Source organism: Rhodoferax ferrireducens T118, assembly GCF_000013605.1.
GTDB classification, from domain to species: domain Bacteria; phylum Pseudomonadota; class Gammaproteobacteria; order Burkholderiales; family Burkholderiaceae_C; genus Rhodoferax; species Rhodoferax ferrireducens.
Genome location: NC_007908.1, coordinates 3,452,137 through 3,470,116, shown reverse-complemented (window position 1 = coordinate 3,470,116; position 17,980 = coordinate 3,452,137). Strand labels below are relative to the sequence as shown.

Annotated in this window: 16 protein-coding genes; 9 read left to right on the top strand and 7 right to left on the bottom strand. The window is 57.4% G+C overall.

The genetic code is table 11. The features are described 5' to 3' along the window. Positions 1-50: 50 nt before the first annotated feature. The 3 genes from RFER_RS15845 to RFER_RS15835 are packed head-to-tail and all read right to left on the bottom strand — an operon-like array spanning position 51 to position 3,392. A complete protein-coding gene (locus RFER_RS15845) occupies positions 51-1,052 on the bottom strand; it encodes an ABC transporter permease (protein WP_011465402.1) in 1,002 nt (333 codons plus the stop codon). 26 nt (positions 1,053-1,078) lie between these two features. Then, positions 1,079-2,593, bottom strand: a complete 1,515-nt coding sequence (locus tag RFER_RS15840) for a sugar ABC transporter ATP-binding protein (RefSeq protein ID WP_011465401.1) — start codon at positions 2,591-2,593, stop codon at positions 1,079-1,081. A 37-nt stretch (positions 2,594-2,630) separates the two neighbouring features. Beyond that, positions 2,631-3,392, bottom strand: a complete 762-nt coding sequence (locus RFER_RS15835; protein ID WP_011465400.1) for an SDR family oxidoreductase — start codon at positions 3,390-3,392, stop codon at positions 2,631-2,633. 151 nt (positions 3,393-3,543) lie between these two features. Here RFER_RS15835 and RFER_RS15830 point away from each other — a divergent pair, with 151 nt between their 5' ends. From RFER_RS15830 to RFER_RS15815, 3 genes are all read left to right on the top strand, one after another. Then, the gene (locus RFER_RS15830; RefSeq protein ID WP_011465399.1) at positions 3,544-4,383 is read left to right on the top strand and encodes an IclR family transcriptional regulator; all 840 of its coding nucleotides are present in this window, start codon (positions 3,544-3,546) and stop codon (positions 4,381-4,383) included. Between the two features lie 724 nt (positions 4,384-5,107). Then, on the top strand, positions 5,108-6,103 hold the full coding sequence (locus tag RFER_RS15820) for a cytochrome-c peroxidase (protein WP_011465396.1): 996 nt from the start codon (positions 5,108-5,110) through the stop codon (positions 6,101-6,103). Positions 6,104-6,190: 87 nt separating this feature from the next. Further along, positions 6,191-6,727 (top strand): cytochrome b, encoded by a 537-nt coding sequence (locus tag RFER_RS15815; protein ID WP_011465395.1) that lies wholly within the window; start codon positions 6,191-6,193, stop codon positions 6,725-6,727. Between the two features lie 140 nt (positions 6,728-6,867). On the opposite strand, the gene RFER_RS24175 is transcribed toward RFER_RS15815, so the two are convergent. The 4 genes from RFER_RS24175 to RFER_RS15800 form a co-directional block, all read right to left on the bottom strand. Continuing rightward, on the bottom strand, positions 6,868-7,014 hold the full coding sequence (locus RFER_RS24175) for a hypothetical protein (RefSeq protein WP_166485746.1): 147 nt from the start codon (positions 7,012-7,014) through the stop codon (positions 6,868-6,870). Next, entirely contained in the window at positions 7,014-7,559 is a 546-nt protein-coding gene (locus RFER_RS15810) for a phasin family protein (RefSeq protein WP_011465394.1), read from the bottom strand. The genes RFER_RS24175 and RFER_RS15810 overlap by 1 nt, the downstream gene beginning before the upstream one ends. A gap of 439 nt (positions 7,560-7,998) precedes the next feature. Then, positions 7,999-9,372: a sensor histidine kinase gene (locus RFER_RS15805; RefSeq protein ID WP_011465393.1), complete on the bottom strand. Its 1,374-nt coding sequence runs from the start codon at positions 9,370-9,372 to the stop codon at positions 7,999-8,001. Then, complete coding sequence (locus RFER_RS15800) at positions 9,365-10,039, bottom strand: response regulator (RefSeq protein WP_041792573.1); 675 nt, start codon at positions 10,037-10,039, stop codon at positions 9,365-9,367. Before RFER_RS15800 ends, RFER_RS15805 begins: the two co-directional genes overlap by 8 nt. A gap of 308 nt (positions 10,040-10,347) precedes the next feature. Between RFER_RS15800 and RFER_RS24945 the strand changes: the two genes are divergently transcribed. The 6 genes from RFER_RS24945 to RFER_RS15770 all read left to right on the top strand — a co-directional run bounded on the left by RFER_RS24945 (position 10,348) and on the right by RFER_RS15770 (position 17,839). Further along, positions 10,348-12,012, top strand: a complete 1,665-nt coding sequence (locus RFER_RS24945) for a methyl-accepting chemotaxis protein (RefSeq protein ID WP_011465391.1) — start codon at positions 10,348-10,350, stop codon at positions 12,010-12,012. Positions 12,013-12,375: 363 nt separating this feature from the next. Then, positions 12,376-13,386, top strand: coding sequence for an ABC transporter substrate-binding protein (locus RFER_RS15790; protein ID WP_011465390.1), 1,011 nt, complete (start codon positions 12,376-12,378; stop codon positions 13,384-13,386). A 323-nt stretch (positions 13,387-13,709) separates the two neighbouring features. Beyond that, the gene (locus RFER_RS15785) at positions 13,710-14,792 is read left to right on the top strand and encodes a porin (protein WP_011465389.1); all 1,083 of its coding nucleotides are present in this window, start codon (positions 13,710-13,712) and stop codon (positions 14,790-14,792) included. A gap of 310 nt (positions 14,793-15,102) precedes the next feature. Then, positions 15,103-16,113 carry an ABC transporter substrate-binding protein gene (locus RFER_RS15780; protein WP_011465388.1) on the top strand — a complete coding sequence of 337 codons (1,011 nt, stop codon included), beginning with the start codon at positions 15,103-15,105 and terminating at the stop codon, positions 16,111-16,113. Positions 16,114-16,126: 13 nt separating this feature from the next. Further along, positions 16,127-16,945, top strand: coding sequence for an ABC transporter ATP-binding protein (locus RFER_RS15775; protein ID WP_011465387.1), 819 nt, complete (start codon positions 16,127-16,129; stop codon positions 16,943-16,945). A gap of 9 nt (positions 16,946-16,954) precedes the next feature. Next, entirely contained in the window at positions 16,955-17,839 is an 885-nt protein-coding gene (locus RFER_RS15770) for an ABC transporter permease (protein WP_011465386.1), read from the top strand. Positions 17,840-17,980: the final 141 nt, after the last annotated feature.

The window sequence follows — 17,980 nt, the reverse complement described above, 5'->3', positions numbered from 1 at the left end:
AAGGAATCACGTGGGTGAAGGTTAGTGGTTTGGGGGGGCAGGCAGTCTCCTTACTTCTTGTTGCGCCGCAGGTTGTCGGTGTAGACCGCCAGGATGATGATCAGCCCGGTCAGCACCATTTGCCACTCCTGGGCGACCGACATGATGCGCAGTCCATTGATCAGCACGCTCATGATGAAAGCGCCGATGAGGGTGCCCAAAATCGTGCCGACACCGCCGCTGAGCGACGTGCCACCAATCACCACTGCCGCAATCGCATCGAGCTCGTAGCCCTGGCCCAGCGCGGGTTGCGCTGAATTCAGACGTGAGGCAATCAGCAAGCCGGCAATGCCACAAATGCCTCCGGAAAAGGCGTAGATGATGATCTTCCAACGGTTGACATTGACACCTGACAAGCGCACCGCCTCTTCATTGCTGCCCAAGGCAAAGGTGTAGCGGCCCAGGGCGGTTTTGTTCAGGATCACCGCGCACACCACCGCCACCAGAAACAGGATCAGCACGCCGTTGGGGATGGGCAGTGAAGGGATCAAGTCGCCAATCAGCGAGCCCAGGGCGATCTGGTCAAAGCCCGCGACATCACTGAAGTAAATCGGCCGGGTCTGGGTAATGATGAGCGAGCTGCCCTTGAGCATCATCATCATGCCCAGCGTGGCAATGAACGGCGGCACCCGCAGCTTGGTGATGGCCAGGCCCGACAAGCAGCCCGACAGCGCGCCCATGGCCAGGGCGCAGACGATGCCCAGCGGCATGGGCAATCCCAGGTTGACCATGAACACGCCTGCCATCACGGCGCAAAACGTCATCAGCACGCCCACCGACAGGTCAATGCCCGAGGTGATGATGATGAAGGTGCTGGCAATGGCCAGCACACCAATCACGGTGGTGGACTGCAGGATGCCAATGATGTTGTCCTGCGTCATGAAGGCATCGGGTTTGAGTACGGTGAACACGGCGATCAGCGCAATCAGGCTGGCAAATGCCAGCAGCTTTTGTTTGGCTTGGTCGCCGCTCAAACGGGCCAGCCAGGAGGAAGAAGAGGTGGGTTGGGTCATGATGGGTTTGCCTTGGGTCTTATGGGTCAGTGCACGGTGCTCGCCAGGGATTCGCGGCGTGTGGCCAGTGCCATCAGGGTTTCCTGGGTGGCGACATCACCCGCAACTTCGCCTGTGATGCGTCCTTCACACATCACCAGCACGCGGTGGCTCAACAGCAGCACTTCGGGCAGCTCGGAAGAAATCACAATGATGGCCTTGCCTTGCGTGGCCAGTTCGTTGAGCAGTTTGTAGATTTCGCTTTTGGCACCCACGTCGATGCCGCGGGTGGGTTCGTCAAAAATCAATACGTCGCAGTCTTGCACCAGCCACTTGGCGACCACCACTTTTTGCTGGTTGCCGCCGGACAGGAGGCGTGCGGTTTGCGTCAGCGACGGGGTTTTGATGCGCAGCTTTCCCACCATCTGCTGCGAGATGTGGTGAATCGCCGGCTGGTTCAAAAACAGGCCCCACTTCAACCAGCGCTTCAGGCTGGGCAGTGTGATGTTGGATTCCACGTCCATGCCGGTGGCCAAGCCAAAGTGTTTGCGGTCTTCGGACAAGTAGCCAATGCCCGCCTGCACCGCGTCCTGCGGTGAAGCCAGGCGAATGAGCTCACCGCGTACCCGCACCTCGCCCGAGTCAATCGGGTCGGCACCAAACACGGCGCGCGCCACCTCGGTGCGGCCAGCCCCCATGAGCCCGGCAAAGCCCAAAATTTCGCCGCGGCGCACACTGAAGTTCACGTCCCGAATCACCCGGCCCCGGTTGAGGCCGCGCACCTCCAGCAGCACCTCGTTGGCGGAGGTATCGGGAATGTGTTTTTCGGCCTGCTCCAGGTTGCGCCCGACCATCATGGCAATGACCTGCTGCATGGGGGTGCTGGCGGGCACGGTGCCGATGGTGCTGCCATCACGCATGACGGTGATGCGGTCGGCAATGCGCTGGATTTCGTCCATCTTGTGCGAGATGTAGACAATGCCGACGCCCTCGCTCTTGAGCTGGCGGATGATGCGAAACAACTCATCAATCTCGGCATTGTTCAGCGCGGCAGTGGGCTCGTCCATGATCAGCACGCGCGACTTGAACGACAGCGCCTTGGCGATCTCCACCATCTGCTGGCGCGCCACCGTGAGTTCGCCAATGGCGGTGGTGGGGGCCAGTGCCAGGTTCAGGCGGTCAAACAGGATTTGCGTGTCCTGGTTCAGGCGCGCCTCGTCCAGAAACAGGCCACCACAATGGCGCGGTTCCCGTCCCAGGTAGATGTTCTGCGCCGCTGTCAGGTGGTTCATCAGGTGCAGTTCCTGGTGCACGATGCCAATGGCGAGCGACTGCGCGTGCGCCGGGCTTTCGATCTCCACCGGTTGGCCGTCGAGCAGCATCTCGCCACTGTCTTTGCGGTACACCCCCGCCAGAATCTTCATCAGGGTGGACTTGCCTGCGCCGTTCTCGCCCATCAGGGCGTGCACCTCGCCAGCGCGCAAGTCAAAGTGCACCTGGTCCAGCGCCTTGACACCGGGGAACGATTTGCTCAGGTTCTTGACAGAGATTAGGGATGTCACGCTACGGCCCTTCGTGGGTTGCTTGCACAGGATTGCGTTAAATGGTCACGCCGCCGTCCACCAGCAGCGTCTGCCCGGTGACAAAGCGTGACTCGTCGCTCGCCAGGAATACCACCATCGGCGTGATGTCGGTCACCGTCGCCAGGCGCCCCATGGGTTGGCGGGCAATGAAGTCTTTTTCAGCTTGCACCGGATCTGCTGCGTTGGCAATGCGCCCGCGCAAAGACGGTGTATCCACCGTGCCGGGGCACAACGCATTGGCGCGCAAACCGGCTTTCACGTAGTCCGCCGCCAGCGATTTCGTCAGCCCAATCACCGCCGCCTTGGTCGCACCATAGGCACAACGGTTGGCAAAGCCCTTGATGCTTGATGCCATGGAAGCCATGTTGATGATGGACACGCTGGTGTTCTCCGCTTGTGCTTTGGCCAGCATGGCGGGCATGAAGGCTCGCGTCATGCGGAACATGCTTTTCACGTTCAGGTCAAAGCTCAAATCCCAATCGGCCTCGCTGCATTCAAGCATGCTGCCATTGGCCACCATGCCCGCGCAGTTGAACAAGGCATCCAGCGCCGGGGTGCGCGCAGCCAGTGCGGTCACGGCAGCGTCGTTGCGCACATCCAGTTGCGCGACTTGAATGCCGGCATGCTCTGCGGCCAGACTGTCCAGAAACTGCTGGTTGATGTCGGTGGCAATCACGCGCGCACCCTCGGCGGCGCAGGCCAAGGCGCTGGCGCGGCCAATGCCCTGTGCCGCCGCAGTAATGAGCACTGTTTTACCTTCCAAACGACCTTGACACATGTTTCAGACTCCGGTTTAATGATTCAAATATGAATAAATTATTCACTTATGATTCAAATCATAGGTTAAATCTTTCGGCTAAGTAGTTGGTACTTTCCCTAATCCGATACAGCTCTGCTATAAAAGACGGCATCTTCAACTGCCCCCTTCCATGACAGCAACTTCTTCCTCCCCCCGCGGCCGCCGACCGAAAGTCGCCGGTGCTCTTGAGCTTTTGACAACAGCCGATGAGCGCTACCGCGCCCCTGCACTGGACAAGGGCCTGGACATTCTGGAACTGCTGGCCACGCAGCCGCAGGGGCTGACGCGGGCCGAGATCGTCAAGGAAATGGACCGCAGCGCCAATGAGATTTACCGCATGCTGGAGCGCCTGGTGGCGCGGCAATACGTGATGCGCAACGCCTCTGGCGACCGCTACGCGCTGAGCCTCAAGCTGTTTGCCTTGGCCCATATGCACCCACCCTTGAGCCGCCTGATCAATCAGGCGCTGCCGGTCATGGATGAGTTTGCCCGCAAGGCCGAGCAGTCCTGCCATATGGGGGTGTACGACCGGGGCAATGTGCTCATCAGCGCCCAAATCAACAGCCCGCGCGGCTGGAGCTTTTCGGTGCAGCGCGGCGCGCGTGTTGGCCTGCTCGACACCGCCTCCGGCCATATCCTGCTGGCGTTTTGTGACCAGGGCAGTTACCAGCGCATGCGTGCGGAACACACACCGGTGGACGGTGAGGTGCCAATCAGCGAGGAGGCTCTTGCCGCTGCGCTGACCGAGGTCCGTGCCCGTGGCTACCTGGAGCGCGACAGCGCGCAGTCTTTTGGTGTGGTGGACATCTCGTACCCGATCCTGGGGCCGGACAACAGCGCGCTGGCCACGCTGACCTGCCCGTACATCCGGCGCATCGACCGCCACATTGGTCCGGAACTGGAACGGGTGCGCGGCTATTTGCATCAGGCCGCGCAAGCCTTGTCGCTTACTCAGGGGATGGTGCGCTGAGTTTTTTGATTGCACCAACTGCGCAGGTCGCAGCCACCGTGACCCGCAGCCTGAGTAACGTTGCCGACCAAGGCGGCTGTTTGGCTGTGTACTCCCGCCGCATGAGCCCTATGGCCCGTATGCTTAAGCTCTGTTCGAGGCTGATGGCAATGGTTTGGCGCAGCAGCGACCTGGCTGAGCTTGTTGCGGTGTTGCTTGTACTGGTGCACTGGGTGGGCCGTGATTCTCTTGCCGGGCATGTCGTTGACCTTCGGTATATGTTGAAGGTCTAACGGTAGCCCCGCCTCCCGGACCCGCCCGGTGCAGGGCTCCACCCGGCCAGGATAGTGTCGTCAACCGGCCAAGGTAGCGGCCGATGCCATCGAAGCAGGCCAGGCTGTTTGAATGCCCATCTTCTGTGTCTTGATGTAAAAAAACATCCGAGTACGTCATCTGCACGCATCAGGCGGGATCGTGATGGCGGCCGACATCGCCCGCACGCTTGGCCGGCCATACCGGCCAAGCTGACGCTGGTGACCAACCCAGCGGATCTGCTGCGCCAGGCAGTGGCAACAGTTGAAGCTGACTTGATCGGCCAATCTCCTGAATTTGCGCCTATTTTGTGCCTACGCAAACTACCTTTCGTTACAACTGTCGGCAATTCTTAAGAAAGCTCTAAGAATTTGACCTTATCGTTCATCAACGTTGCCTATTTATAAAAACCCAATCCAATTGGAGGTCCGACATGAGAATCCGTATCCTTGCCGTTAGCGTTGCGCTAACTGGCGTCAACATCGCCTGGGGAGCGATGAATGAACCCATCAAGCCCATATCAGCCGCCAAGGTCACCAACCCGGCCCTGGTCGAGCTCGGCAAAAAGCTCTTCTTCGATCCGCGCCTGTCGAAATCAGGCTTCATCTCCTGCAACTCCTGCCACAACCTGTCGATGGGCGGCACCGACAACCTGAAGACGTCCATCGGTCACAAGTGGAACGAAGGCCCGATCAATGCCCCCACCGTGCTCAATGCCAGTATGAACATCGCCCAGTTCTGGGACGGCCGCGCCAAGGATTTGCAGGCGCAGGCCGGCGGCCCGATCGACAACCCGGGCGAAATGGGCTCTACCCACGGTCTCGCCGTCGAGGTGCTGCAGTCGATTCCCGCTTATGTTGCCGACTTCAAAAAGTCCTTCGGCACCGACAGGATCGGCATCGAGCAAGTCACCAAGGCGATTGCCGCATTCGAAGAGACCCTGGTCACGCCGAACTCGCGCTTCGACAAGTGGTTGGCGGGCGACCAAAAGGCGCTGTCAGCGAATGAACAAGCCGGCTACAAGCTCTTCAAGGACAGTGGTTGCGTTGCCTGTCATAACGGCCCGGCCGCAGGCGGCAGTTCCTACCAGAAGATGGGTGTCGTCGCGCCTTACCAGACGTCGAACCCCGCCGAAGGCCGCTTTGCGGTCACCGGCAAGGATGCCGATCGCTTCAACTTCAAGGTGCCCACGCTGCGCAATGTGGAAATGACCTATCCCTACTTCCATGACGGCGCCGCCAACACGCTGAGCGAAGCTGTCGACACCATGGGCCGCCTCCAACTGGGCAAGAAGTTCACGGGCGACGAGAACGCCAAGATCGTCGCCTTCCTGAAGACGCTCACCGGTGAGCAGCCGAACTTCAAGCTGCCGATGCTGCCGCCATCTTCCGACATGACGCCCAAGCCGCAACCGTTCGCGCAAAAGTAAGCCCCTCGCCATTCGCTGGCGTGGTGCAGAGAGGAGCAGTGATGAAAGCTCCCTATCCCATTTTTTTTATTATTTTGAAGGAATACGATGAGTTTGAGGAAAAACACGAAACGATACGGATCACTGTCCATCGGGCTGCACTGGGTCATGCTGCTGCTGCTTGCGGCGGTGTATGCCTGCATGGAACTGCGCGGTTATTTTCCGAATGTGAGCGTTCCGCGAGCCTGGCACTTCATGCTGGGCCTGACCTTTTTTGCACTGGTCGTGGTGCGCCTGATGGTCCGTATGACGACTTCGCCCCCTCCGATCAAGCCCAATCCACCCAAGTTGCAGACGCTGTCAGCCAGACTCGTGCAGATTGGGCTTTATGTGCTCATGATTGGCATGCCGCTGGCAGGATGGCTGCTTCTCAGCGCGTCCGGAAAGCCGATCCCATTCTTCGGCCTGCACCTGCCGGCGCTCATCAGCAAGAGCCAAGATATGGCGGAGTTCATCCAGATCATCCATGAGACCGGTGGCACTGCGGGTTACTTCCTGATCGGTTTGCATACCGTCGCCGCCCTGTATCACCACTATGTGGTTCGGGACAACACCTTGCTGCGCATGCTTCCGGCCGGCGCTTGAGTCAACGCCATCGCTGGCGATATCTGGCTTTGCGCTCCAGCCGATGCCCCGGCTGGGGCCAGAATCCCGAATAATTTATATAAAACTGGCCTCTAGCCCTCGTATCTCCTGCCTAATATGCTCCTGAATGTGTAGCAATTTCACAGCGGAAGTGCTGATTGTTCTCTCATCGAGTTTTCATGCGGAAACAGGCCCTCCGCCTGGATTTCATGAATTGCTGACGGCGAAAACACAAACGGCACCCGCAGGTGCCGCTTGATGCGCACTGCCCGCAGGCAGTTGGCCATTAAGCTACTTTAGTGGCTTTCTTGACTGCATCGGCGGTCTGGGTGGCGGCTGCCGTGAAGTTGGCCTGAGCCGTTGCAAGCGCTTTCTTGGCTTGAGCCTGAGCCGACTCGAGTGCATTTTGACCGGAGGTCAAAGCGTTCTTGAAGGCGGCCACAGCGGTTTCGCTGCCAGCAGGCGCGTTCTTGGTCAGGTTTTCCAGCACGCTGTCGAATGCCTTTTGTGCTTCGGCCGTCTTGGCTTCAACAGCCTTGGTAAATTCAGCACCGCTGCCAGTCACAATGGTCTGAACATGCTGAACGTAGGCGGCAGACTTCTCGGTCAGAGGCTTGACCAGGCCAGATTGCAGAGCCAGCAACTGTTGGGCATCTTTGGCACCCAGCGCAGCCTGGACATGGTTGAAGGACTCGCCCAAGGCAGCCTTGGAGGCCGCCAGGTTGAGCTCGACCAGTTTCTCGATGCCGGCAAAAGCCTGGGTGGTGAAGCCTTGCAGTGCTTGCAGATTGGCTTTGTTTGTTGCGATGAATTGTTCGGCGGTGGTGTTCATGTCGGTTTCCTTGATGGGTGAGGCGAATCGGGTGCCTGCTCAGTGAAAGCCGCGTCCCGCTATTTATGTTGCAGTGCAACATCACCTGAATTATAGGGAGAATCCGAAGGCGTGGGGAATTTTTGTTGCACTGCAGCAATTATTAGGGATGTCGGCCTAGTTCCACCGGAAAGCATGGTGGTTGCGAATGGCGGGCCTCTAAGGCGCGAAGCGTTGACTTGTCGACGGCTGTGAAATGATGGGCAGACCCGGCGGATCCGTTTGCGTTGGATTACAAGGAATTTTTACCTCTAGCCCCCGTGTTATCTTGGCATGCAGCTATTAAAACAATAGCATATAAGGCTGCTGGCCACAGAGGAATCAAACCCAGACACCCAAACCCGTCAGCAGATCAGCCCGCACCCACCACTGCGCTCCTGTTGCCAACAGGGAGGCATTCTCAGAAGAAATCGATGACGATCAAGAGTCCGCTGCCCCCATGGGCGGGGGCAGCCAACCGGATGGTGGCCCCACATTGGGACGCGAGCTCTTTGACGATGGCAAGACCGAGGCCGCTACCCGCAGAGTCTGTACCGCCTATGCGGTAGAAGCGTTGAAAGATTTTCTCCTGGCTCTCAAGCGGCACGCCCGGTCCATTGTCTTCAACAGCCAAGGCAATTTTCCCCTCGGTTGACTGCACCCGCACGGTAACCACGCCGTGAGCTGGCGTGTAGCGAATGGCGTTGTCGATGATGTTGACAGCAATTTCCCGAAACGCAGCGGGGTCAGATGAAATGACGGTGTCGCCGCCGATGCGTTCAAAGCCCAAATCGATGTTCTTGCTGTGGGCCTGAACGGCCAGGTCTTCCAGAATCCCCTGCACGATGTCGCAGCACTCCTGCGTCGACATCAGCGTCTTGGCGGCGACGTAGGCTTCCGCAGAAGACAGAGTCAAAAACTGATTGACCAGCCGCCCGGTTTGCTGCAGTGTCCTGTGTGCTGCAATCAGCGACCTGTCGCCGATTTCCTTGTTTTCAGCGCGCAGAGCATCGCTGATTTGGGTTGTCAATACGGCCAGCGGGGTACGCAGTTGGTGTGCCGCATTCTGGATAAAGGCGCCGCGACGGCTGGTGTAGTTTTCCAGGCGCTGGATGTAGTCGTTGAATGAGTCCACCAGGGGCGTCAATTCGGCTGGAATCCGGTTGGTTTGCAGCCGTTGCAGTGAACCCTCCTTGCGTGAGCGCACATCGTTGCGCAGCCGAATCAAGGGTTGCAGGCCGCGGTGCAGGCCAAACAAAATGAAGATGGTGACCAGGGCCAATATCAGCAACTGTTGCCCCACCGCGTGCAGCCACAGCTTGTTGGTGAGTTGCTTGTGGGCACGCGTGGTTTGCGCCACTTCCACGACCACTGGCAGGACCGAAGGGTTGCCAATGACCGGCTGGAAAAAAGCGACCACGCGCACCGGTTCACCGCGCATGGTGGCACCGAAGAAGAAAGGTGAATCGGGTGAAGAATCCAGGACGGGCACTGGCAGATCGGTGTAGCCCGACAGCAGCTGTCCGGCGCCGGTGGTCACGCGATAAAAAATCCGGTCGGACTCCTCCGACTGGAAAAGCTCCAGTGCGGCCGGTGGTATCTGGTGCTGGAATGAGCCATCTTCAAAGCTGATCTGCTGGGCAATCATCCGCGCGGAGCCCAGCAACAGCCGGTCCTGCACGACGGAGGCCGTATCCACTGAACTCTTGAAGGTGAGCCAGGTATCCACCGCGACGGCGCAAATCAGGGGCAACAAAACCCAGGCCAACAATTGCCTTCGAAGGCTGCTATTCATTCCCGGCCGGGCGCAGCAGGTAGCCCAATCCGCGCAATGTCATGATTTGCGCGGAGCTGTGCTCCAGTTTCTTGCGCAAGCGGTGTACGTAGATCTCGATGGCGTCGGTGGACGCATCCTCGCTCAAGGAAAACAGGCTTTGTGCCAGCGCATGTTTTGTGACGGTGGTGCCCGACTTGCGTAGCAGCATCTCCAGCACCGCGCGCTCCCGGGGTGTTAACGCCAGCAGCTGCTGTGAAATATGGAACTCACGCGTGTTCGTGTTGTAGCTCAGATCGCCGCAGGCAATGAGGGGGCTGGCCTGGCCTGACGATCGCCGCAAGAGCATGCGGATACGCGCTTCGAGTTCTTCGATCTCAAAGGGTTTGGCCATGTAGTCGTCTGCGCCCTGGTCGAGTTTGCTCACCCGGCTCTGGATCGTGTTGTTGGCGGTCAGGATCAGCACCGGCGTCTGGTCATCGCGCGCCCGCAGGCGTCGCAACACTTCTTTTCCGTCCAGCTTGGGTAGGGCGAGATCGAGGATGATCAGGTTGTACTTTTCAGACTTCAGGGCGAAGTCAGCATCCGCGCCGTTGTCGATGCAGTCCACGGTGTATTGTTCTTTGCGCAGGGTGCGCCCCAGCCATTGCGCCAATTCGGTGTTGTCTTCGACTACCAGGATTCGCATGGCAAGCAGCTGTTGTGATGTGGTCCAGAAATCATGGCAGATCATAGCCGTGGGCGGGCAGATTGGTACTTTCCCTAGGTTGCAGAAACTGAAAGCGGACTGAAAGCGGCACCCACTTATCGTCCGTCACCCAATCAACTCGGGAGCGTCCATGAATTCCTACCTCACGACGAACTATTCTGCCGGTTTGACGGAAGAGGTTTGAAACGCGATGCCGCGATTCTTTGAGGACGCCCTGCAAGCCAATTGTGTTCCGCAGAAGGTTTCCGACGAACTTTATTCACTGCACTATCAGACAGGACCTAGCCATGTTCAAGCAATTTTTTAAGTCGATGTCTCTGGCTCGCAGGCTATCTTTGGGGTTCACCAGTATTCTGGTGTTGCTCCTGGCAGTTGCCCTGACGAGTGCCTACGCCATACGCCTGCTCGGGCAGCACGTTCAGCATATTGTTGAGGTTGGCAACCGCAAGACCGAACTGGAGAATAAGCTGATGGGCAGCATCAGCGACCTGGCGATTCGCAGCCGTTCAGTGGTCTTGTTCACGGGCAAGCAGCTGGCTATTGAAATACAGTCCGTCAAAGAAGCAGAACTGTCTTTCCTCAGCATCGAAAAAGAGTTGATCGCCCTGCTTGCGGGCGGCAATGCCACGGAGCAAGAGCGTCAACTGATGGCTGATATTTCTCTGGCTGCCAAACAAGTACTTCCAGAAACCGAGGGAGTGGTAAAGCAGGCGATGGACGCTGACAACGTGTCTGCGGTGATGTCGCTGATGAAACGGGTTCTTCCCCCGGAAGTCGTCTTGCGGAGAAAAGTAAGTGAACTTATCGAGCTGCAACGCAAGCAAACAGAAATTGCCAACGGCGAGGTGGTTTCGCTGCAAAAGAAGGCCATGCTTGTTGAGAGCGGATTGGTGCTGCTGGCCTTGCTGCTGGGCGGCCTGATTGCATGGCGCATCACTGTCAGTGTGACGGGGCCGATAGGTCGCGCGGTGGTGGTTGCCGAGCGCATTGCGATGGGTGATCTGTCGTCGCAGATTGAAGTCCGGATTTTTGACGAAACAGGCCGTCTTCTGCAGGCGATTGCCTCCATGCAGAATAAGTTGAAGACTTTGGTGGGCGGCATTCGACGTGCCGCCGACTCTATTGAGTTGGCGAGCAGCGAAGCAGCCTGCGGCAATCTGGATTTGAGCCATCGTACCGAGCAGGCGGCATCGAGTTTGCAGGAGACAGCGCATTCGATGGAGCATCTCACCGGTATCGTGATGCAAAGCGCTGAGTCTGCCAAGCAGGCCAACCAGCTTGCTTCGTCGGCCGCCAATGTGGCGGCGCGCGGTGGCTCACTGGTGTCTGAGGTCGTGAGTACCATGGATGAAATCAACATCAGTTCCAACAAGATTTCTGACATCATCACCGTGATTGATGGCATTGCCTTTCAGACCAACATACTGGCCCTGAATGCCGCCGTCGAAGCCGCGAGGGCTGGCGAACAGGGGCGAGGTTTCGCCGTGGTGGCATCCGAAGTGCGTACCTTGGCGGGTCGTTCGGCCCAAGCGGCCAAGGAAATCAAGAGTCTTATTGGTGCAAGCGTTGAACGGGTGGAGCGTGGCACAAGGCTGGTGGCTGATGCGGGTCGGACGATGACGGAAATCGTGACTTCAGTGCAACGTGTGACGGACACTCTCGGTGAGATTACCGCTGCAGCAACCGAACAAAGCCAGGGTATCAGGCGGATCAATACCGCGATTGCGTCGCTCGATCGCATGACGCAACAAAACGCTGCATTGGTAGAGGAAGGAACGGCTGCGGCAGAAAGCTTGAAGGATCAGGCGGCGCAGCTTTCTGTTGCCGTCAACACCTTTAAATTGGACCGGCTGGGCGACGTTGCGGCACCTGAGATCTACCGTGTCTCGAGCGGCACCGCTGTCAAAAGACTGGCAAGAGACCCTGCCGGGCATGAATTGCAAATGGCTTGAAGTCGTCGTATCCCTGGCGGAAATCGGCCGCTTTCTGGCTGCCAAACTTCCGTCGAGTCAGAAGCTGCTCGTGGCATGCGACGTAGCAAGCATTCCCCACTTTCGTCACTCAAAACACCGGCTAAAGCCATCGAGATCAGTGATCAGGCTCAAACAGGGGGAATGGCGGCATGCGCCTGACCTGATGCCGTGCATATTTTTCATCAGTATTTTCCCTAGTTGAGCGGAACTGAAAGCAGACTGAAAGCGACGTGCTTTTATCGTCAGCCCCGTCGCGCCCAACTCCGGATGGAAGTATTCCGTGGGCTGAGCGCGATGGATAAAACTCAAGGCACCAAACAGCCTTTAACACTAGGAGACTTTATGCAAACAGCCCATACCCCATCCCAACTTTTCAAAGCATTGGCACTCGCAGCTGCGGTAATTGCGTCCTCGACTGCCATCGCAGCGGACAAGGTGACCATCATGGTCGGTGGCTATGAAAAGCACATCTATTTGCCGGCCAAACTGGCTGAAGGCTTGGGTTATTTCAAGGCCGAAGGGCTGGACGTCGAGCTGCTGAACGAAGGCGCTGGCGTAGATGCCGAAAACGAAATGCTGGCCGGTGCTGTGCAAGGTGTCGTGGGCTTCTACGACCATTGCGTCGATTTGCAGACCAAAGGCAAATATGTTGAATCCGTGGTGCAGTTCAGCCAGGCCCCAGGTGAAGTTGAACTGGTGTCCACCAAGCACCCTGAAATCAAATCCATGGCCGACCTGCGCGGCAAAAGCCTGGGCGTCACCGGCTTGGGCTCTTCCACCAATTTCCTGTCGCAATACCTGATGGTCAAGGCCGGTGTTCCACTGGGCGAATTCACGTCCATTCCCGTGGGTGCTGGAACGACCTTCATCGCAGCGATGACGCAGGACAAGATTCAGGCCGGCATGACCACCGAGCCCACCATCTCGCGCCTGCTCAAGACCGGCGAGGCACGCGTTCTGGTGGATATGCGATCCATAGAGAAGACCAAACAGGCGCTGGGTGGAACCTACCCTGCGGCCTCGCTGTACATGCCCACCGATTGGGTCGAGAAGAACAAGCCGACGGTCCAGAAGCTGGCCAACGCGTTTGTCAAGACACTGAAATACATCAACACGCACAGCGCTGCCGAGATTGCCGACAAGATGCCCAAGGATTTCTATGTGGGTGATAAGGAGGGCTATGTCAAAGCTTTGGCGGACGGCAAGAGCATGTTCACGGCGGATGGCGTGATGCCAGCCGGTGGACCTGAGACTGTGCTCGCGGTCCTTTCTGGGTTCTCCAAGAATGTCAAGGGGAAAACGGTGGACTTGTCGAAAACTTTCACCACCGAGTTCGTGAAGAACGCCAAGTAATTTACCCGCTCGGCGCCCCTTGCTCGGGGCGCTGGATGCCAGACCTGTAGGGGTCCCCAACTGCTTGTTCAAATGAAACGAATCTCGAAGAAACCACTGTGAAGGAGAGTAAGCGACCACGCGTGTGACGGGTCAGATATGTCGGTCCGGGATGAGGACACTCCGATAAGGAACAAGAGCGCCAAGTTCGATGTTCAGATGGGAATCTCGTCAGCGAATGCCATCTCGGCCTGTAGGTTAGAACTTCTGAAACCAGAAGTTGAGTTCAGGTGAAGCAGTGAGGCTGCGCATCCTTGTAAGCAACAATATTTGGAGAAATTTCAATGAAAAAAACTTTGATCGCCTTGGCCGTTCTCGCCGCATCCGGCGCCGCCATGGCCCAATCAACAGTCACTTTGTATGGCATTGCCGATGTCGTTGGCAGGTACAGCACCACCGACCTAGGCAAAGGTGCCGGTTCGCTCGCCAAATCCGAGATCGTAAGCGGTGGTATCAATACATCGCGCTGGGGTCTGAAGGGCTCTGAAGAGCTGGGCGGCGGCTTGAAAGCCAACTTCAAGTTGGAAGAAGGCTTTGCCATGGATACCGGTGCAGGTCAGACCAAAGACTTCGCGAGCGCTCCCCAGGCCTTTTCTCGTGAGTCCTGGGTGGGATTCTCCGGTGGCTTTGGTGAAGTCAAACTGGGCAAGACCTGGACGCCGTTTGACGACGTGATTGGCACGTCTGACGGCATGTTTAATGCGGTAGGAATGTCTCCCATGCGCCTCGCATTCGCATCAGAAAACTACCGCGACACGATCAGCAACACCATTTATTACGCAACCCCCAACTTCAGTGGTTTTGCGGCTGCAGCAAGCTACAGCGCGAGGGAAGGTGACCCCAAACGCGCACGGGTTGAAGCGTTCAACGTGACCTATGGATCGGGTCCGGTGGCCGTGCAATTCGCGTACCAGCAAGAGCACCTGGAGCTGGCAACAGCCGGTGGCATAGCAGGTACCACAGCAAACAATGGTACCTATGCGGTTCTGGGTGGCTCTTATGACTTTGGCATCGCCAAGGCCAAGGCCAACTATGCCAAGGTCACCAATAAGGCTTGGGGCGGCGGCTCAGGCGAAAATATTGACGGCAACAACACCAAAGAGTGGCAAATCGGCGTAGACGTTCCGATGGGCACCGCGCTGACCCTGTCGGCAAGCTATGCCAAGTCTGATGACAATAACGCCACAGGGGCTAATCGCACGCAAAAGCGCGATGGTTTTGGCGTGGCTGGCAAGTATGTGCTTTCCAAACGCACCTTCCTTTACGGCGGCTTCAGCCTCAATACAGCGTCACAAGTGGTGACTGGCTCGACGACCGGCGACTGGAAGAAAAATATTGTCGAATTGGGCATGAACCACAAGTTCTGATGCAACGGAAAAACCGCCAGATGTGAGCCCCGGATATTGGCTTGAAGTGCTGGCGGCTCAGCTTCAAAGATGAGCTTGATTGAAGGTCGTACCTGTCATGGGTACGACCTTTTCATTGGCCCAGGTTATGCCGCTGTCTTGCCTCGAACTACAGAGCGTCCTCAAGCGCAATCGGGGCCTTGGCTAGCCATCTCCTTCTTTGTGTCGAAAACAGAACTAGGTGTTTTCCCTAGTAACCTAAGACTGAAAGCACGCTGAAAGCCCAAGTGGTCTATTGTTGCGTTCTCATCTCATCTCCTCAGGAAGTTTTATGAAAAGTAAATTCAATCCCAACCGTCTTTTTCAAGCAATTGGACTTGCGTCCATCGTTCTTGTTTCTTCCTCTGCCATGGCGGCCGACAAGGTGACCATCATGGTCGGTGGCTATGAAAAGCACATCTATTTGCCGGCCAAACTGGCTGAAGGCTTGGGTTATTTCAAGGCCGAAGGGCTGGACGTCGAGCTGCTGAACGAAGGCTCCGGCGTGGATGCCGAAAACGAAATGCTGGCAGGTGCTGTGCAAGGTGTCGTGGGCTTCTACGACCATTGCGTCGATTTGCAGACCAAAGGCAAATATGTTGAATCCGTGGTGCAGTTCAGCCAGGCCCCCGGTGAAGTTGAACTGGTGTCCACCAAGCACCCTGAAATCAAGTCGGTGGCTGACTTGCGCGGCAAAAGCCTGGGCGTCACCGGCTTGGGCTCTTCCACCAATTTCCTGTCGCAATACCTGATGGTCAAGGCTGGTGTTCCACTGGGCGAATTTTCGACCATTCCCGTGGGCGCTGGAACGACCTTCATCGCAGCGATGACGCAGGACAAGATTCAGGCCGGCATGACCACCGAGCCCACCATCTCGCGCCTGCTCAAGACCGGCGAGGCACGCGTTCTGGTGGATATGCGATCCATAGAGAAGACCAAACAGGCGCTTGGTGGAACCTACCCTGCGGCCTCGCTGTACATGCCCACCGATTGGGTCGAGAAGAACAAGCCGACGGTCCAGAAGCTGGCCAACGCGTTTGTCAAGACACTGAAATACATCAACACGCACAGCGCTGCCGAGATTGCCGACAAGATGCCCAAGGATTTCTATGCGGGTGATAAGGAGGGCTATATCAAAGCTTTGGCGGACGGCAAGGCGATGTTCACCGCCGATGGCGTGATGCCAGCGGGAGGTCCCGAAACGGTTCTCTCCGTGTTGTCTGCGTTCTCGAAGAACGTCAAAGGCAAGACAGTAGATTTGTCGAAGACCTACACCACCGAGTTCGTGAAGAACGCCAAGTAAGCTGGAGCAAGCAATGACTGATCACAACGACAGCCCGGCGATTGAGTTAATCAACGTCAGTCGCCGTTTTCTTACCCCGGACGGCAAGTCCATGACCGCCCTGCGGGACTTCAACATGTCCGTTGCACGTGGCGAATTCGTCGCGGTGGTCGGCCCGACCGGCTGCGGAAAATCCACCACCTTGAACCTTGTCACCGGTCTGGCCAAGCCCTCGGCAGGGGAGGTTCGGGTGATGGGCGCCCCGGTCACGGGCATTCATCCACGCATCGGATTTGCTTTCCAGACGGATGCGCTCTTTCCGTGGCGAAGTGTGATTGACAACGTGGTGGCGGGACCGCTGTTTCGCGGTATGCCCCAAGAGCAGGCCTACGCCAAAGCGCGTGAGTGGCTGGCGCGTGTGAATCTTTCTGGTCACGAATCAAAGTATCCCCATCAGCTTTCCGGCGGTATGCGAAAACGCGTGTCGTTGGCACAGACCTTCATCAATGAACCGCAAATTTTGTTGATGGATGAGCCGTTTTCAGCGCTGGACGTGCAGACCCGCGCCTTGATGCATGAGGAGCTTCTCCGCCTGTGGTCGCAGGCCAAGGCTTCCGTGGTTTTTGTCACACACGACCTTGAAGAGGCCGTTGCCCTGGCCGACAAGGTCTATGTGCTCACTGCGGGACCTGCGACGGTCAAATCGGTGTACGCCGTTGACCTCCCTCGTCCCCGCATCGTGAGTGAAATCCGCTACGACAAACGCTTTATCGACATTTCTCGCACCATTTGGGAGGACCTGCGCGACGAAGTTCAGCGTGGTGCTGCCCGTGAAGAGGCCTTGGTGGCCTAAGGAAACAACATGACTAATGCATCTATTGCAACTATTGCCGCCGGCGCCATTTTTCAGCCCGGCACCTCTGACGCAGAAATTGAAGCCAAGGCTGCCAAGGCGGCTCGCCAGCGCAAATCCGCTGTTTATTTTTGGCGCTACTTCATCCTCGTCTTCTTTCTTGGCGGCTGGGAATTGGCTGTCAAGTTCAAGTTATTGGATCCCTTCTTTTTCTCCAGCCCATCGGCTATCGTCATGCGCCTGGTTGAATGGGTCGTGGACGGCACGTCTGAAGGCCCCTTGTGGTACCACCTCTGGGTCACCATGGAAGAATCGCTACTTGGCTTCTTCTCCGGTTCCGTCGCCGGCATCGTGGCTGGCATTGCCTTGGGACGCAACCGGATGCTGGCCGATGTGTTCTCGATCTACATCAAGGTCATCAACTCCGTGCCGCGGGTGGTGCTGGCGCCGATTTTCATCATGATCTTTGGCTTGGGCCTGACCTCCAAAGTGGCCTTGTCCTTTGTCATGGTGTTCTTTGTGGTGTTTTCCAACGCCTTCCAGGGCGTGGTGGAGGCGGACCGCAATCTGCTTGCCAATGCCCAGATCCTGGGTGCCAGGGGTTGGCAGCTCACCCGTTCGGTGGTGATTCCGTCCGCCATGAGCTGGATCTTTGCCTCCCTGCATGTGAGTTTTGGCTTCGCCATTGTGGGCGCCATCGTGGGTGAATTTGTCGGTGCCCGCTATGGCATTGGTTTGCTCATCAATGTGGCCAAAGGTTCGTTTGACGCGGCCGGCATGTATGCCGCCATCGTGATCATCATGGTCGTGGCCCTCGCTGCTGAATATGCCATGACGCAGGTTGAGAACCGGCTGGCGAAATGGCGTCCCGCGCCACTGCAAGAACTGCATTGAGTTTCAGGTTGAAAGTGCCTTGAAGCGCAAGCTCGCTCTGTTCTGTTGAGTAGTCGGGCCGTCAAATGAACCGCGAGAAGGCAGATGAGTTTTGTCTCATCTGCCTCCTCGCGTTTTGACCAAGCGGCGCATGCTGCCGAC

Excerpts from the sequence above, each read along its gene's own strand:
- RFER_RS15770 (WP_011465386.1), top strand. The coding sequence starts at position 16,955 with ATGACTAATGCATCTATTGCAACTATTGCCGCCGGCGCCATTTTTCAG.
- RFER_RS15800 (WP_041792573.1), bottom strand. The coding sequence starts at position 10,039 with ATGCGAATCCTGGTAGTCGAAGACAACACCGAATTGGCGCAATGGCTG.
- RFER_RS15820 (WP_011465396.1), top strand. The coding sequence starts at position 5,108 with ATGAGAATCCGTATCCTTGCCGTTAGCGTTGCGCTAACTGGCGTCAAC.
- RFER_RS24945 (WP_011465391.1), top strand. The coding sequence starts at position 10,348 with ATGTTCAAGCAATTTTTTAAGTCGATGTCTCTGGCTCGCAGGCTATCT.
- RFER_RS15845 (WP_011465402.1), bottom strand. The coding sequence starts at position 1,052 with ATGACCCAACCCACCTCTTCTTCCTCCTGGCTGGCCCGTTTGAGCGGC.
- RFER_RS15830 (WP_011465399.1), top strand. The coding sequence starts at position 3,544 with ATGACAGCAACTTCTTCCTCCCCCCGCGGCCGCCGACCGAAAGTCGCC.
- RFER_RS15775 (WP_011465387.1), top strand. The coding sequence starts at position 16,127 with ATGACTGATCACAACGACAGCCCGGCGATTGAGTTAATCAACGTCAGT.
- RFER_RS15810 (WP_011465394.1), bottom strand. The coding sequence starts at position 7,559 with ATGAACACCACCGCCGAACAATTCATCGCAACAAACAAAGCCAATCTG.
- RFER_RS15835 (WP_011465400.1), bottom strand. The coding sequence starts at position 3,392 with ATGTGTCAAGGTCGTTTGGAAGGTAAAACAGTGCTCATTACTGCGGCG.
- RFER_RS15805 (WP_011465393.1), bottom strand. The coding sequence starts at position 9,372 with ATGAATAGCAGCCTTCGAAGGCAATTGTTGGCCTGGGTTTTGTTGCCC.
- RFER_RS15815 (WP_011465395.1), top strand. The coding sequence starts at position 6,191 with ATGAGTTTGAGGAAAAACACGAAACGATACGGATCACTGTCCATCGGG.
- RFER_RS15785 (WP_011465389.1), top strand. The coding sequence starts at position 13,710 with ATGAAAAAAACTTTGATCGCCTTGGCCGTTCTCGCCGCATCCGGCGCC.
- RFER_RS24175 (WP_166485746.1), bottom strand. The coding sequence starts at position 7,014 with ATGGCCAACTGCCTGCGGGCAGTGCGCATCAAGCGGCACCTGCGGGTG.
- RFER_RS15790 (WP_011465390.1), top strand. The coding sequence starts at position 12,376 with ATGCAAACAGCCCATACCCCATCCCAACTTTTCAAAGCATTGGCACTC.
- RFER_RS15780 (WP_011465388.1), top strand. The coding sequence starts at position 15,103 with ATGAAAAGTAAATTCAATCCCAACCGTCTTTTTCAAGCAATTGGACTT.